Raw genomic sequence first — 14193 nt, forward strand, 5'->3', positions numbered from 1 at the left:
GACCAGCCGTTCCCCTCTCTTTTGTCCTTTCCTTCCCCCGCCAACAAGAGGGTGAATTTTTTGCGGCACCATCGAGATTGGCTCTGGCCGGGACCGCCCTGTCCATGATAAGCTTCGGGCTGAATCCGCGACCGGCGTATTCCCTCACTCGACAGAGCTTTTCTTTCCCATGACCCTGCCGCCTCTCTCAATCTTCGTTCCGACATTTTTCCTTGTTTCCCTGACCCCGGGGATGTGCATGACCCTCTCCCTGACCCTGGGAATGACCATCGGCGTGCGGCGCACTTTCTGGATGATGTATGGTGAACTGATCGGAGTCGGCCTGGTTGCCGGCGCTTCGGTCATCGGCGCCGCGGCAATCATGCTGAACTACCCCGCTATTTTCATCCTGCTGAAAATCATCGGCGGTCTCTACCTCGGCTGGCTCGGGCTGCAGCTCTGGCTCTCACGGGGCAAACTCGCGCTGGACCTGGACGGTGAACCCGGAATCGAAGATTCGCCCCGGCAGCTCGCGTTGCAGGGGTTCGTGACCGCCGTCGCCAATCCCAAGGGCTGGGCCTTTTTCATCGCCCTGTTGCCACCATTCATCGACCAGCAGCGACCGCTGGTCCCCCAACTCGTTTTGTTGCTGGGGATCATTCTCACCATCGAATTTATGAGCCTGGTGCTTTACGCAAGTGGGGGCCGCACACTCGGCCGCAACCTGCTTAAAAGCGGCAATGTCCGTTGCGTCAACCGCGTCGCCGGCACCTTGATGGCAGGTGTCGGTTTCTGGCTGGCGCTCGGTTAGGAGCTTGCCTGATGGATTCTTCTCTCAAGATTTTTCTCGATCTGTTCGTCGGCAGTCTCGGCTTCGCCTATTTCATCTACGGCAAAAAGCAGCGGGTGCTGATCCCGACCCTCTGCGGGGTGGGCCTGATGGCTTACCCCTACTTCGTCCAGCGCATGCTGATCTATATCCCGGCCGCCCTGCTGCTGGCCCTCCTGCCCTTCCTGATCCGCGAATAAAATCGTGAGCCACTACTGCGACAGCGCCCCCGGGCACCCCTTTCATGGCCCCTACCACGACCGGATGTACGGCTTCCCGTTGCGCGACGACAACCTGTTGTTCGAACGACTGGTGCTGGAGATCAACCAGGCCGGCCTGTCCTGGCTGACAATCTTGAAGAAGGCGGAAAACTTCCGCCGCGCCTACGACAACTTTGACCTGGAGAAGGTTGCCGCCTACGACGAGAATGAACGGCAGCGCCTGCTGCAGGATGCCGGGATTATCCGCAACCGGCTGAAAATCGAGGCCGCGATTAAAAATGCCGGCCGCATCCTCTCATTACGCGATGCTTACGGCTCCTTTGGCGCCTGGCTCGATCATCACCATCCTCGGCCGAAAGAGGCGTGGGTCAAACTCTTCAAACAGACCTTCCGCTTCACCGGCTCCGAGATCACCGCGGAATTCCTGATGAGTACTGGCTACCTGCCGGGAGCCCATCGACCGGATTGCCCGGTCTACACACGGATACTGCAAAGGCAGCCGCCCTGGGCCGGCACCTCGGGGGCCACTCACCCTGTTCTCCCGGGACGGCAGGGATAGAGTTCAGGCAAAGCGGCAACGTTGTTTTTGTCCTTCGACGGCACAAAGGAGACAATGCGATCCGCAAGGCCGTCTCCCCGCCAGGGTCGACCGGCTCGACCATAAAGGGTACGGTCAAGTTCATCCAGGTCACTTCGCAGTTCGGGGCCGGCTTCCCGGTACAATCGTTCGTAGGCAGCGACTTCGGCACCAGGCCAGAGTATCCGGCTCCAGCCCTCCAGCGCCCTCCGGGTCATGTCCGGCCGATGAGCGCGAGCGGCCTGAACAACGGCTCGCCGTGCTTTTTCTTCTTCAACCCCGACCTCATCGGAATCAACGGCAAGCCGCCCGGGTTGACGCCGTCGAAACACCAGGATCAGGGTCAGCAGCCAGCCGAACGCCAGTGCCAGGCATAACCAGGGCCAGAATCCGGGTGAAGATGGTCGGGGCTCTCCACTTGAAGCCCCTTGCGGAACCGGCGCCGGAGCAGGTTCTGCCGACACGATGGAGGGTCGGAAAACCTGAGGGGCCGGTTTCACCGGATTCGTCACCGCCGCTCCATCCGCGGCCGGGGCGACCTCCAGGTCCAGAGCGTCAAGGTGTGCCTTGCGCCAGCGGCCGGCCCTTGTGTCCCACCAGTCGAGGTCGAAAGCCGGCAGGATAAAACGGCCGGAGCGGGTCGGTACCAGAGCGATCTTCTGGACCAGGTTGCCGGTGATGCCGTCAGTGGTCGACGTGTCTTCACGCTGCGGCTGATCAGGATAACTTTTGAAACTGGCGGGAATATCCGGGTTCAGTTTCGGCAGGCGAGCTGATGGAAGACCGGTCACTTTCAGACGCAGGGTCCGGGTCACAGGTTCTCCGACTTTGAGTCGAGGCGGCCGTGACTGCCAGTCATCATGCAGTTCCAGCACGGTTGCCGGAAGCCATTGCCGTCCACCGATATCGGCAGGAATCGGCAGGACATCGATCTTCAGCGGCTTCGAAGTGCGGCGGACCCGCCGTCCCTGCCGGCCAAAGGGATCGAAACGTGCACGGCCGGCGGCGATGCTGCCGTCGAACTGCAGAGCGGGGATTGTCATCTGCCCGCTCCCCTGGGGGAAGATGGCGTAATCCCGCTCAATCACCTGGTAAAGCCGACCGTTGCGCCGCGTTTCATAGTTGCGATCATCACCCAGTTTCTTCACCACTGCCGCCACCCCGGTCGGTTGCGGCTCCCCGAGCTGCCCTTCAAGAAGATCGACCCGGCGCAGCAATCGGACCCTGAGCACCACCTGACCCTGCGCAACAACCTGCCGCCGGCTGACTTCTGTTTCCAGCAGCAGAGGGTCATCGGCCGCCGCGTCCTTATCAGCGGTTCCGGTGACCTCAATCGGCAGCGGCAAAGAGCAGTCCCCGGAAAAGCAAACCGCCGGGATCATGACGGTTCCCTGTTTGCGTGGCATCAGGGTCAGGTTGTAAACCACCGAACGACTGAAGCTGCCGTTGATGATCTGTACCTGACTGCTCTGCGCACGACTGAGGATCTCCCAGTTCTTTTCCAGAGCGCTCAAATCAGGGTCCCCATCAGGACTGCCGGAAACCCGCAGCTGCAGTTGCAGGCTTTCGTTGGCCGAGATCCGTTCCCGGTCAGCCACCGCCTGTACCGCCACCGCACCCGCGATACTTTCACCAAGGGCAAGAAACAACAGTACGAGAAGAAGAAAACAGCCTCTGTTCACCATGATCGATCCGTCTGTTTCTGCTGACCGCGCTGGCGGTACTGATAAAGAAATTTACGCCGCAGAAGGCCGCCCGGGTCGTCGGGAAGCTGCTGCAACAGCAGGCGGGTTTCACGCTGTTCAGCTGTTTCCCGGTCCTGATCCCGGCCTGCGTGGGCAACTTGCGACGTGTCCCCGGAGGCTTTGCCCGCGGCTTTATCGTCCTGCGGACGAACGGTCCGGGCAGACCCCGGTGTCTTCCGGTTCGGGACCGGCTTCTCTCCTCGGGAAGGTGAGTCAGGGGATTGTCTTTCCCGCGGTCCCCCTCCCGGCCGATCCCGCGTTGCGACAGGAGACTGCTGTTGTGCCCCCTGCTTCCCGCCGTTTGCCGGTTTCTTCCCTCCCGGAGTTTTCTCTTGCGTGTTCCGCCGCCCGGTTTTGTTGGCGGCCTGTCGGGATTGCCGCTGCTGTCTGCGTTTGAGTTCCTTTTCAACAAGATCCTTGTTGAACCGGGCGTCGGCATCCCGGGGATCTCGTTTCAGAGCCTGCCGATAGGCCTTCAGTGCTGCCGACAAATCACCCTGCTTCGCCAGCGCATTGCCAAGATTGTAGAAATCATCCGCCCCTTGCAGTTTTTGCAGGAGGTTCGCCGCGGCGGCGAAATCTCCGGCCCGGTAGAGGGCGGATGATTTCCAGCGGATGTTCTCGAACTGTGCGGCGGCGGCTGAATAATCCCCGGCCCGGTACAGTTGGGCTGCCTGCTGATCCGGGGTTCGCCACAATCCCTGCCAACTGAACGCCTCGGCGGGAACCGGCTGAAGAAGAAGCAACGGCAGCACCAGCAGCCAGCCGCGCCGAAAGCCGCATGCGGCCAGCAGGATCAGCGGCCAGAGCAGCCAGACGCCTTCCTCGGACCAGACATCTCCGCGCGTGGGGCTGCTCACGCCCGGGCTGTCGAGACGATGGCTGTTCAAGCCGGACAACAGGTCCCGCAGATCGGCATCGTCGATGCTGATCCCGTGATACCGGCCGCCGCCCGCGGCGGCCAATCGCTGCAGTGCCTTGCCATTCAGGCCGGGCAGCACCAGGTTGCCGTCGGCATCTTTGAAAAATCCGCCCCCCGGTTGCGGGATCGGGGCACCTTCCGCAGTGCCGACACCGAGAACCGCAAGCTCGAACCCCTGCCGATGCAGACGACGCGCCGCGTCCAGTGCGGCCTCGGGACGATCTTCATCGGTCACCAGCAGCAACCTTCCCTGTTTCAATCCGGCCTGTCGCAACAGCTGAACACCAAGTTTCATAGCCCGAGCGGGATCACTCCCCTGAACCGGCATCAGTCCCGGTTCCAGGCTCTTGAGCAACGCTTCGATGGTGTGCCGGTCTGAGGTCAACGGGGTTACGGTGAAAGCGTCGGCGGCAAAAACAATCAGTGCGGTCTGCCCTTCCTTACGCTGACGAAGCAGGTCTTCGATCTTGTAACGTGCCCGCAGATAACGACTCGGCTTGAGATCGGCAGCCTCCATCGAACGGGACAGGTCGAACAGGATCACCAGCGCCGACTGCTGCCGGAAGAGGGGTTGCGGGAGGCGGCGCCAGACCGGTCCGGCCAGAGCCGTGATCGTCAGCAATACGCCCGCCAGCAGCAACCACAATGGCCAGTTGGCGCGCCGCACCGAACGTCCGAGCAGCAGATGCGGCAGCAACTCAGGATCACAGACCGCCTGCCAGCTGCGGCTGCGGAGTTGACGGCGGGCCAGCCACAGCAGCAACACCAGCGCAGGCGGCAGAGCCCAGAACCATTCGGGCCGCAAAAAATGAAAAGTGTTCATGGCGACCTCCGGCCCGGCAGGGACGGCAGCAACGGCAGCAGCAGCACCAGCAACCCGCCCAGGAACGCGGCCCCCAAAGGCCAGACATACAGTTCGGAAATCGGTCGAAAAACGTCGTGATCACGCACCACCGGCTCCAGCTCATCAATGGCGGCGTAGATCTCCTGCAACTGCCGGGTATCACGCGCTCTGAAGTACCTTCCACCGGTCTTTTCAGCAATCGCGTTCAAGGTCTTTTCATCAAGATCAGCCGAAGGGTTGACGGTCTGCCGGAAAATGAAACGGCGCACCTCCATCCTGTCAGCGCCGATGCCGATGGTGTAGATCTTCAGATGTTCTCGCGCCGCAAGCTCGGCAGCCTTGAGCGGCGCCAGTTGGCCCGCGGTATTGGCACCGTCAGTCAGCAGAATCAAGACCTGGTTCTCCCCTCCTCCATCTGTCAGGCGTTTGACCGCCAGGCCGATGGCATCCCCGATGGACGTGCGGTCACCCGCCAATCCCAGGGCGGCTTCATTCAGCAACGTCAGCACCGTCTGGCGGTCAAAGGTGAGGGGGGTCTGGACGTAGGGCTGATCACCGAACAAAATCAGCCCCACGCGATCTCCGACCCGACGACGAATGAACTCACCGGCCACAGCCTTAAGCGCAGTCAACCGGTCGACTGTCTCGCCGCCCAACGTGAAATCCCGGGTCTGCATGCTGCCGGAAAGATCGACCGCCAGCATCAGGTCCCGTCCGCTGACCGGCAGTTCGATCGGGTCCCCCAGCCATTGGGGCCGGGTTGCGGCAAGAACCAGCAGCAGCCAGCACAGCACGGCCAGAAGAATCTGCAGGCGGCCCGGGCGACGGACACCCTGCTGCGCCACGGCACCGAACAGAGAAAGAGAGGGAACCCAGAGGGCGGCCTCCTCGGCGGCCAGGGCCGGAGGGGCATAGCGATAGACCAGCCAGGGAAGCGGAAGCAGGGCCAGGGCCCAGGGCCAGGCAAAATGGATCATCGCCTCCTCCTCGACGGTCCGGACTGCGGCGGCAGTTTCTTCAGCCAGTCCCGGCAGAGTTCAAGCAACCGGGCTTCGTCGATATCGACAAGCGGTCGGTAAGGAGCATCCTGAAGGCACCGGCCGTACCCTCTGCTGAAAGGACGATCCGCGAACGGTGTATCCAGGAACTTGAGCCAGTCCTCGCCGCTCAGGCCGGCAACCTGTTGAGGTGAAAAGTGACAGAGCGCCGCCTGCCGAAGCAGGTATGAAAGGGCGGCAGCCAGTTCGCTGCCATGCAGGTTTTTAAGGGTTTCGAGCTGAAGAAGGGCCAGTCTGCGAAATCGGCGGCGTTGCCGAAAACGCGCCAGCAGCAGCGCCGCGACAATCAGGAGAACCAGCAACCCGACCAGCAACCACCAGCCGGGAGCCAGGGGCCAGACACCGATCTCAGGCGGAAGGTGGAGATCACGTAACGGCAAAGGGGGCATGGCCCTGCCCGTCACCGTCGAAGGAATCGTTGACAGCTGTGCCATCTCAGCCCCCTGCCCTGACGCTGGACAGATTTTCGATGGGATCGAGGTCGGACGGCAACACCATGAACCGGGCATGCTGCCGACGGCAGAAATCTTCCAGCAGCTGTCGTCGCTGCGCAAAATGCTGCTGATAGGCCCATCGCGCGTCGCGGTCGGTGGTGACAATACTCAGGTCACGCAGCCCGTCACTCAGACGATAGCTGCCGGCCGGCGGCAGATCGGCTTCCAGCGGGTCGAAGCAATGCACCAGCTCCAGCTCACAGTGACGGTTCAATTGGGCCAATTGCAGTTCGACCCGTTCATCCCACTGGCTGAAATCGCTCAACAGCCGAATCAGACTGCCCGGCCGCGCCACCCGTCGCAAACGCTGCAGGGTGACCGCCAACCGCTGCTTCGGCTCAAAAGGTTGATGCCGTGGACGCTCCCAGGCCGGATCGGCGACCATCTGCCGCAACAATTGCAGAACGGCCTTTTTGCCGAGTTGCGGGCGCAGTTCGAGGTTGCGTTCTTCAGAAAACAGGAAACCACCGATGCGATCGCCACGTGCCAGGGCCTGCCAGGCGAACAAGGCGGCCAGTTGCGTGGCCCGCACCGCCTTGAATCGTCCCCGGGTGGCAAAAAACATCGGTCGCCGATAATCGAGCGCAACCAGAACCGGCCGTTCACGCTCTTCGTGAAACAGCTTGGTGTGAACCTTGCCACGCCGGGCCGTCACCCGCCAGTCGATGTTTCGCGCATCATCCCCCGGAAGATAGGCTCGGACCTCGGCGAACTCCATGCCCCGGCCGCGGAAACGGCTGAGGTAGCCCCCCTGTTTCGCGCCCAGCCGACGTCCGGCCTCCAGGCGCGATGGCAGCAACCGATCCCCGATGGCAATCAATTCGGCCAGAGAGACCGCAACCGGAGAAGAGGCCCCCGGCGAAACCCTTGTCGTCATCAGGGCACCGGCACCCGGGCAATCAGCTCAGAAATCAGTCGATCGGCATTCATGCCGCCGGCTTCTGCCTCATAACTGAGAATCAGGCGATGCCGCAACACGTCGAAGGCCAGGTTCTGAATATCTTCAGGCAGCACATGGTCCCGTCCGGCCAGCCAGGCCCGTGATCTGGCACAACGATCGAGAGCAATGCCGGCCCTGGGGCTGGCGCCGTACTGGATCGCCTTACGCAGATCATCGCCATAGGCCTGCGGATGCCGGGTCGCCAGGACCAACTGCAGCAGGTACTCTTCCAGGTTCTCCGCCAGGTATAAATCCAGGACCTGTTGCCGCGCCCGACGCAATTCCGACGACGATAGCGGCGAGAACCCGGGCTCGTCGTCTCCAACCGCCGACAATCCGGCCGCTTCACGCCGGGCGAGTCGAAGAATCCGGCGTTCGTTCTCAAGGTCCGGGAAGTCAATTCTCACGTGCAACAGAAAACGATCGAGCTGCGCTTCAGGCAGAGGATAGGTCCCTTCCTGCTCAATCGGGTTCTGGGTTGCCATCACCAGGAAAGGGTCTGCCAGGGCATAGGTCTGCCGACCGACACTGATCTGCCGTTCCGCCATGGCTTCCAGCAGCGCCGATTGCACCTTGGCCGGGGCGCGGTTGATTTCATCCGCCAGGATCAGATTGTGAAACAGCGGTCCGGGCTGAAAAACAAAAGCGCCCTCCTGCGCGCGGTAGACATCACTACCGGTCAGGTCGGCAGGAAGCAGGTCGGGAGTGAACTGAATACGTTGAAAACTGCCCTCAAGCAAACCGCTCAGTTGCCGAATGGCACGGGTCTTGGCCAGACCGGGGGCACCTTCCACCAACAGGTGCCCATCGGCCAAAAGGGCAATCAACAAACGTTCAACCAATTTCGGCTGACCGATGATCTGCCGGGAAAGAATCCTTGTCAGCTGTCCGAAGCGCTGTTGCAGTACGTCCATCGAAAAATTCCTTACGGTTGGACCTGAACCGGGGATGAACGTCCCCGGTCCGGGTTGTAAACTTCTCACCTGATTCAGGTCTCAGCCGGAACGTTCCGCGCCAGACTGAAAAAGGCCGGTTCCGCCGCCTGGCAGCGGAACCGGCACTGTCAACTCGCCCCGGAGTTTCCCCCATCGGGCGTTGATGGCGGCGACGGGGGATTCATCTTCACCAGTTGCGCCCGTTGATAGCCCTGCAGTTCCGTCAACAGACCGGAGCGCACCTTGTACAGGTAGGGCCGGTCGGAAACCTGCAGCAGGACATCCTGGTGGTCCCCCTTGCGCAACTGGTAGCTGCGCCTGCGGCCATCGACAAAATCAATCGACAGGTTCAGGGCAACCGGCCCCGAAAGAGACTGCTGCGGCTTGTCGACCACATCAAGGATCCGCAGTCCGGTCACCTTGGCGACCAGGGCGTCGACTTTCTGCCGGTCGGTCTGTTCCCCGTTGTCCAACCCCTCGACCTGGAAGGTCTTGTCCTTCCTGACAATGCGGCAGTCCGGGAGGTTGATACTGCTGATTTCCCCGCGCTCGACCTGCAACTGTCGCTTGTCAATCCAGTCATCCGCCTTCAGACTGACCTTGTAGGTGCTGAAAGGAATATCGTAAATCTTCTTTTCTCCCTCGATCCGGGCATGCACCTTGCGGAAACCGGGTGAACTTCCCAGCAACAGCGTCGCCAGCTTTTTCTTTCCCTGGAAGAACTGCAGCTGTCGTTCATAACCGGTATCCGATACCTTGAAACGGGTCGCCACATCGTCTCCGGCCGCGGTCGGCCAGGGGCGCTTGATGGTGGTCAGACGATGCAGAAGATCAGCGATTTTCTGCTGATCGGCAGGGGTTCCGAAATGCTCCGGCAACTGCCATTGACCGTCAACCTTCTGAAGTTTTATTTCCGCCTTGTCCGGTCCGGAAAAGACCAGCATGTCGGGGGTGTCTTCCGAGATGGCGAGCAATGGCCCGGAGCCGTTGAAGGCACCGAGATCCTGCCGCTCCATTTTCAGTCCGAAAGCCAGACCGAGCTGCGCCAGCAGCAACAGACTTAAAAAGATCATTCGACGTCGCATGACCTAATTCCTCCCTTCCAGCAACAACTGGTAACGCTGCCGCACCCGGCGGCTGCGCAACCGGTAGGCCACAAACACCAGCAGCAGACCGACCAGCACCAGGGCGTAGTTGAGATATTCCCACCCGATCTGCGTCTCGCGCGTGAGCGGCAGCAGGGTTCGCGCGTAATGACCGCGGCTGCGGATACTCAACAGGCCGGGATCTTCCAGTGACCAGTCAAGGGTGTTGTCAAGAAGCTGCAGAGCGCCCAATTGTTCCTGACCGGCGGCACTGGCGGCCAACTGCAGGGTCTGGTCACTGAGAAAGTCACTCGATCCGAACAGGACCAGCCGCGCCGATTCAGGAGAGCGTTCGATGACACTGTCGAGCTCCTGTTTCGCCTGTTTATCCCGGTTGTTCCCGGTTTTGCCGGCAGCCTTGTCCTGTTTCTCCAGCAGCGGTGATGGTTTGCCCTTGAAATAGGAATCAAACCGCCCGGTCAGGGCCACGGCCAGCAACTTTTCCCCCCGGTCTTTTCCCGGGGTGAACCCGGCCCGCCCATAGTGTTCGAGACGGGGGATCAGGTTGGTACTGGTCGAGGTCCAGGACTCGGCGGAGCTTTTCAGCAGCCAGTCGACCTTCATCCCGGCCGTCTTCTGCGCATCGGTCTCGATGGGAGACGCCCAGTTGATCATCACCTGGTTGAGTCCTGACGTAACCGGCAGACCGGGATTCAGCCCCTCTGCCCGCACGTCGACAAAATAGGGATAGGGAACCATGCGCAATTCACGCAGGCTGAAACCACCGACATTGCGCGTCACCGGTATCGGGAAAGGTTGATTACGGGGGTCAAGAACCATTTTCTGTTGCAGGGTCAGCCCGTTGTGCTTCAACCAGGCAAGCAGGGGACCGGTCCGGGTCCGGGCCGTCAGGCTGTCGCGATTCAGGCTGACCAGGTAGGGGGACGTTGCCAGCATCACCGTCCCGCCCTTCATCAGGAACTGGTCAATGGCGAATACTCCCTTGTCAGTCAGCTGTTCAGGAGCAACAACCACGAGAATATCGGCAATTTCCGGAATGCGACCCTGCTCGAGATCGATGGTACGAACATTGTGGTTCGCCTCCAACTGCTTGCGCAGGGTTTCAAACTGCTTGCTGTTATCCAGACCGTAATGACTCATATACGGATTGGCTGCGGGACGGGGAACCGCCAGGGCAACCGTTTTCAGATAACCGGGTGAGAACCGCTTGAGCGTTGCCAACAGGTTCTGCTTCAGGGACTCACGGGTAAAATCATGCGGCAACGGGACCTGCAGCTGCTGGTCACCGTCACTCAAGTTGAGATAGAAATAAAAACGACGAGAGTCAAACAGCCCCGCCTGCATCGGTCGGTAACCGTATTTCTGTTCAATTTCCCTCGCCAGCGCACCACCATCGACATCAGGATCCTTGATCTCGAAATGGAATTTGTCACCGGCCTGTTGACCCAGCTCGTCCGCCAGGGTTTGCAACTCCCGGCGGAAATTCTTCAGGAACTCCGGCAGCTGCTGATCGGCGGAGATGTAGCCGGTCAGGGTCAGCGGTCGGGTCAGAGAAGCGAACAGGTCGCCGCCACCCTGAAACCCGTACATCACCTTCCTGATACTGCGGGTTATTTCATATTCGGGGTTGCGCAGTTCGACATCGAGGCCGGTTTCACCGTGTTGCTTGATCTCGATCAGGTCGCGGAAACCGAGGACCTGGTACTGGTCTCCATACTGGATGAGGAGATGAAAATAGGAGTTGATCAGCGACGACTGATAACGGTCGGCAACCTGAAAGGGGACCGGCTTGATTCCGTATTTCTGGTTGGCTTCCGCCTCCAGATCGGGATGCTCCTGCGGATCAATAAATTCAACATGGACCCGCGAGCCGCCGGCGACCTGATATTCACGGATAAGATCACGCAGCCGGGGCACCAGGGGCGCCAGCAGGGGATGTGTTTTGGCACTGAAATAGCCCCGGATCAAAAGCGGCTGCTGCAACTGCCGCAGGTAGCTGCGGGTCGCCGGAGAAATGGAATAGATCCGCCCTTCGGTCAGATCAAGGCGCGCGCTGCCGATCTGTTGCATCCAGAGATTGCCGCAGACCAGGTTGGCGACCATCAGCAGCACCAGGAGGGCGTAACCCCGGTGACGACCGGCCTCCCCCCCTTTCGACCAGCGTAACTTTTCGAGGCTGTACAGTGTCAGAACAAAGAACACGCCGACCAGGCTGGCATAGTAATAGAGATCACGCAGATCGATCACCCCACGGGTGATGGACGCGAAACGAGAACCACTGCCGAACAGTTTAAATATCTCGGCGGTGCGGTTATCGAAAAAACTGGTCAGCAGATCGCTGCCGAGCAGGTAGAAGACGCCACAGACAAGTACGGTCGAGATCAGGCTGACAATCTGATTTTCGCTGCGCGCGCTCAGGTACAGACCGATGGAGATATAGGCCGCCCCCAGAAACAGCGCCGCCAGGTAGCCGCCCCAGACCGGACCCCAGTCGAGCGGACCAATAAGACTGACGGTTACCGGCAACGGCAGGGTCAGCAGCAACGCCAGGGCCAGCAGGGTCATGGCGGCGAGAAATTTACCGAACAGAAGCTGCAGCGGCTGCACCGGCAGGGTCAGCAGGTGTTCAAGCGTCCCCATGCGCCGTTCTTCACTCCACATGCGCATGGTTAACGCCGCGACCAGGAAAATCAGCAGGATCGGCATCCAGTCGAACAGGGGCCTGACATCGGCGATGTTGCGGGCAAAAAAGGCTTCGCCCCAGAAAAAAATAAACAAACAGACCAGCAGAAAGGAACCAAGAAAGATATAGGCGACCGGCGACGCGAAGAAAGCGGACAATTCTTTGCGCGCCACACGAAGACTGTCATGCTGCATTTTGGAGCACCTCCCCGGCGGTGATCTGGTGAAAAACCTTTTCCAGCGATTTCTCCTCGGGCTGCAGGGCGTAAAGTTTCCAGCCCGCGGCGACAACCTCGGCGGCCGCAGCGGGAGCCAGGGCTGACGCGTCGTCCCGTGGTTCAAGCCGGTAGGTGTAACGCCCCTCATCCTGCCGTTGCAGCTCCAGGCCCGTCAACTCGGGCAACCGCTGCAGGCGTTCGCGCACCTCGGCCGGGGCGGCGTCACAGCTCAACAACAGCCCTCTCCCATGCAATGCGTCAAGCCGGGCATCAAGGGCCAGTTGGCCGTGACGTAAAATAAGCACCCGGTCACAAACCGCCTCGACTTCCTGCAGGATATGGGTCGACACAATAACCGTTGATTCCCGACCGAGATTGCGAAGCAGTTCGCGCATGTGTTCAATCTGCCCGGGATCAAGCCCGTTGGTCGGTTCATCCAGGATCAGAATGTCGGGATCGTGCAGCAACGCCTGGGCAACACCGACCCGCTGACGGAACCCGCGGGAGAGACTGGCGATGGAAGATGTTGCCTTTTCACCCAGATCGGCCCGTTCGACAGCCGAGCGGATGGCGGCCGGCCGCCGGTCTTTCGGAACACCGCGCAGGGTCGCGGTAAAATCGAGAAAATCGACAACCGACATTTCCGGATAGACCGGACAATTTTCCGGCAGATAACCGATCCGTTTGCGGGCCTGCTGCATCGTCTCGGCCAACGGCTTTCCGGCAATGAATATCGATCCGGAACTCGGCTCAAGATAGCCGGTCAACATTTTCATGATCGTCGATTTGCCGGCGCCGTTATGGCCCAGCAAACCGACCACCTCCCCGCGACTGATCTCAAACGAAACCTTGTCGACAGCGAGGAAATCCCCATAGTTACGACTGATCTGTTCAACCGCAATCATCTTCTTTCCTTTCCTGAATCGATGATCCGATTCATGACGTGGCACAATGCCGTCACCGGCGTGAAGCCGCACCGGGAAACGGCAGGACCTACATTGTCAGCTCGACCGCAATCAACACGACAGCGGATCTGGTGAGAAACGGGTCGAGACGGCCGAGCGGGGAAAACTTTGAACGAGATAAAAAAGGAGCCGGGTCAGGCAGGGGAGATTGCAGGTGGCGGACGGGTTAGATGGTCAAAAGGAACTCCGGCCGCAAATGTTCCGAGACGCACAACGGATTGCCACACCAGCAGTCCAGACTCGGTGGCGGGAGCGACTTCAGTCGGAGAGTGAAGCAGGGCCTCAAAATTGTCATCAAAATCAGCGGACGATGAGAGGCTGTGAAAGGGGACCGAATCGACCCCGGAATGGGTCACTTCGGAGGTGACAGAGGATGACAGGTGGAAGCAGGGAACCGGGTACAGGCCGACCAGCAGCAGGCAAAGGACGGCCAGCGTAAAGATTTGAAACGGGACTCGAACCAGATCAGATTTCTTGAACATTTTCCGCCTGTTCACATATTCTGATGACACCTTGAAAGCAACAAATACACCTCTTCGAAACATGAGTCAAGAAGAGATGGCGTTTGAAATTACGCTGGACAAGCTTGCTCTCATGCCTCAAGGCGCTGGATTTTTTATCAACCTGAATCTGATGAAATGGTCTCCCCCGCTACCCAAATCGGCGTCTATGCGCCAT

Annotated in this window: 13 protein-coding genes; 4 read left to right on the top strand and 9 right to left on the bottom strand. The window is 60.2% G+C overall.

Annotated elements, in window-relative coordinates; translation table 11 throughout:
• The first annotated feature begins 169 nt into the window (after nt 1-169).
• From C2E25_RS10225 to C2E25_RS17970, 3 genes are read left to right on the top strand one after another with little or no spacing between them, the layout of a single operon-like run.
• Entirely contained in the window at nt 170-790 is a 621-nt protein-coding gene (locus C2E25_RS10225; protein ID WP_103115644.1) for a LysE family translocator, read from the top strand.
• Between the two features lie 11 nt (nt 791-801).
• Nucleotides 802-1008 (top strand): amino acid transport protein, encoded by a 207-nt coding sequence (locus C2E25_RS10230; protein WP_103115645.1) that lies wholly within the window; start codon nt 802-804, stop codon nt 1006-1008.
• 4 nt (nt 1009-1012) lie between these two features.
• Nucleotides 1013-1588, top strand: coding sequence for a DNA-3-methyladenine glycosylase I (locus C2E25_RS17970; RefSeq protein ID WP_103115646.1), 576 nt, complete (start codon nt 1013-1015; stop codon nt 1586-1588).
• Here the strand turns inward: C2E25_RS17970 and C2E25_RS10240 are convergent.
• The 9 genes from C2E25_RS10240 to C2E25_RS10280 form a co-directional block, all read right to left on the bottom strand.
• Entirely contained in the window at nt 1558-3291 is a 1734-nt protein-coding gene (locus C2E25_RS10240) for a BatD family protein (RefSeq protein ID WP_103115647.1), read from the bottom strand. The genes C2E25_RS17970 and C2E25_RS10240 overlap by 31 nt on opposite strands.
• A complete protein-coding gene (locus C2E25_RS10245) occupies nt 3285-5096 on the bottom strand; it encodes a VWA domain-containing protein (RefSeq protein ID WP_103115648.1) in 1812 nt (603 codons plus the stop codon). The genes C2E25_RS10240 and C2E25_RS10245 overlap by 7 nt, the downstream gene beginning before the upstream one ends.
• Nucleotides 5093-6094 carry a VWA domain-containing protein gene (locus C2E25_RS10250; protein ID WP_103115649.1) on the bottom strand — a complete coding sequence of 334 codons (1002 nt, stop codon included), beginning with the start codon at nt 6092-6094 and terminating at the stop codon, nt 5093-5095. The genes C2E25_RS10245 and C2E25_RS10250 overlap by 4 nt, the downstream gene beginning before the upstream one ends.
• Nucleotides 6091-6609 (bottom strand): DUF4381 domain-containing protein, encoded by a 519-nt coding sequence (locus C2E25_RS10255; protein WP_158247214.1) that lies wholly within the window; start codon nt 6607-6609, stop codon nt 6091-6093. The genes C2E25_RS10250 and C2E25_RS10255 overlap by 4 nt, the downstream gene beginning before the upstream one ends.
• Before the next feature lies 1 nt (nt 6610).
• Nucleotides 6611-7546, bottom strand: coding sequence for a DUF58 domain-containing protein (locus C2E25_RS10260; protein ID WP_103115651.1), 936 nt, complete (start codon nt 7544-7546; stop codon nt 6611-6613).
• Nucleotides 7546-8523 (bottom strand): AAA family ATPase, encoded by a 978-nt coding sequence (locus tag C2E25_RS10265; protein WP_103115652.1) that lies wholly within the window; start codon nt 8521-8523, stop codon nt 7546-7548. The genes C2E25_RS10260 and C2E25_RS10265 overlap by 1 nt, the downstream gene beginning before the upstream one ends.
• A 149-nt stretch (nt 8524-8672) precedes the next feature.
• Entirely contained in the window at nt 8673-9629 is a 957-nt protein-coding gene (locus C2E25_RS10270; RefSeq protein WP_103115653.1) for a DUF4340 domain-containing protein, read from the bottom strand.
• A 3-nt stretch (nt 9630-9632) separates the two neighbouring features.
• Nucleotides 9633-12527 (bottom strand): Gldg family protein, encoded by a 2895-nt coding sequence (locus tag C2E25_RS10275; RefSeq protein WP_103115654.1) that lies wholly within the window; start codon nt 12525-12527, stop codon nt 9633-9635.
• Nucleotides 12517-13455, bottom strand: a complete 939-nt coding sequence (locus tag C2E25_RS10280) for an ABC transporter ATP-binding protein (RefSeq protein WP_103115655.1) — start codon at nt 13453-13455, stop codon at nt 12517-12519. Before C2E25_RS10280 ends, C2E25_RS10275 begins: the two co-directional genes overlap by 11 nt.
• Nucleotides 13456-13989: 534 nt before the next feature.
• On the opposite strand from C2E25_RS10280, the gene C2E25_RS17865 reads away from it, so the two are divergent.
• A partial coding sequence (locus C2E25_RS17865) for a hypothetical protein (RefSeq protein ID WP_233189399.1) occupies nt 13990-14193 on the top strand: 204 nt, incomplete at its 3' end.

Origin of the sequence: Geothermobacter hydrogeniphilus (genome assembly GCF_002898515.1) — a bacterium.
Classification (GTDB): domain Bacteria; phylum Desulfobacterota; class Desulfuromonadia; order Desulfuromonadales; family Geothermobacteraceae; genus Geothermobacter_A.

Bases quoted from the DNA above. Each gene is read 5' to 3' on its own strand.
- C2E25_RS10225 (WP_103115644.1), top strand. From the start codon at position 170: ATGACCCTGCCGCCTCTCTCAATCTTCGTTCCGACATTTTTCCTTGTT.
- C2E25_RS10230 (WP_103115645.1), top strand. From the start codon at position 802: ATGGATTCTTCTCTCAAGATTTTTCTCGATCTGTTCGTCGGCAGTCTC.
- C2E25_RS10240 (WP_103115647.1), bottom strand. From the start codon at position 3,291: ATGGTGAACAGAGGCTGTTTTCTTCTTCTCGTACTGTTGTTTCTTGCC.
- C2E25_RS10245 (WP_103115648.1), bottom strand. From the start codon at position 5,096: ATGAACACTTTTCATTTTTTGCGGCCCGAATGGTTCTGGGCTCTGCCG.
- C2E25_RS10250 (WP_103115649.1), bottom strand. From the start codon at position 6,094: ATGATCCATTTTGCCTGGCCCTGGGCCCTGGCCCTGCTTCCGCTTCCC.
- C2E25_RS10255 (WP_158247214.1), bottom strand. From the start codon at position 6,609: ATGGCACAGCTGTCAACGATTCCTTCGACGGTGACGGGCAGGGCCATG.
- C2E25_RS10260 (WP_103115651.1), bottom strand. From the start codon at position 7,546: ATGACGACAAGGGTTTCGCCGGGGGCCTCTTCTCCGGTTGCGGTCTCT.
- C2E25_RS10265 (WP_103115652.1), bottom strand. From the start codon at position 8,523: ATGGACGTACTGCAACAGCGCTTCGGACAGCTGACAAGGATTCTTTCC.
- C2E25_RS10270 (WP_103115653.1), bottom strand. From the start codon at position 9,629: ATGCGACGTCGAATGATCTTTTTAAGTCTGTTGCTGCTGGCGCAGCTC.
- C2E25_RS10275 (WP_103115654.1), bottom strand. From the start codon at position 12,527: ATGCAGCATGACAGTCTTCGTGTGGCGCGCAAAGAATTGTCCGCTTTC.
- C2E25_RS10280 (WP_103115655.1), bottom strand. From the start codon at position 13,455: ATGATTGCGGTTGAACAGATCAGTCGTAACTATGGGGATTTCCTCGCT.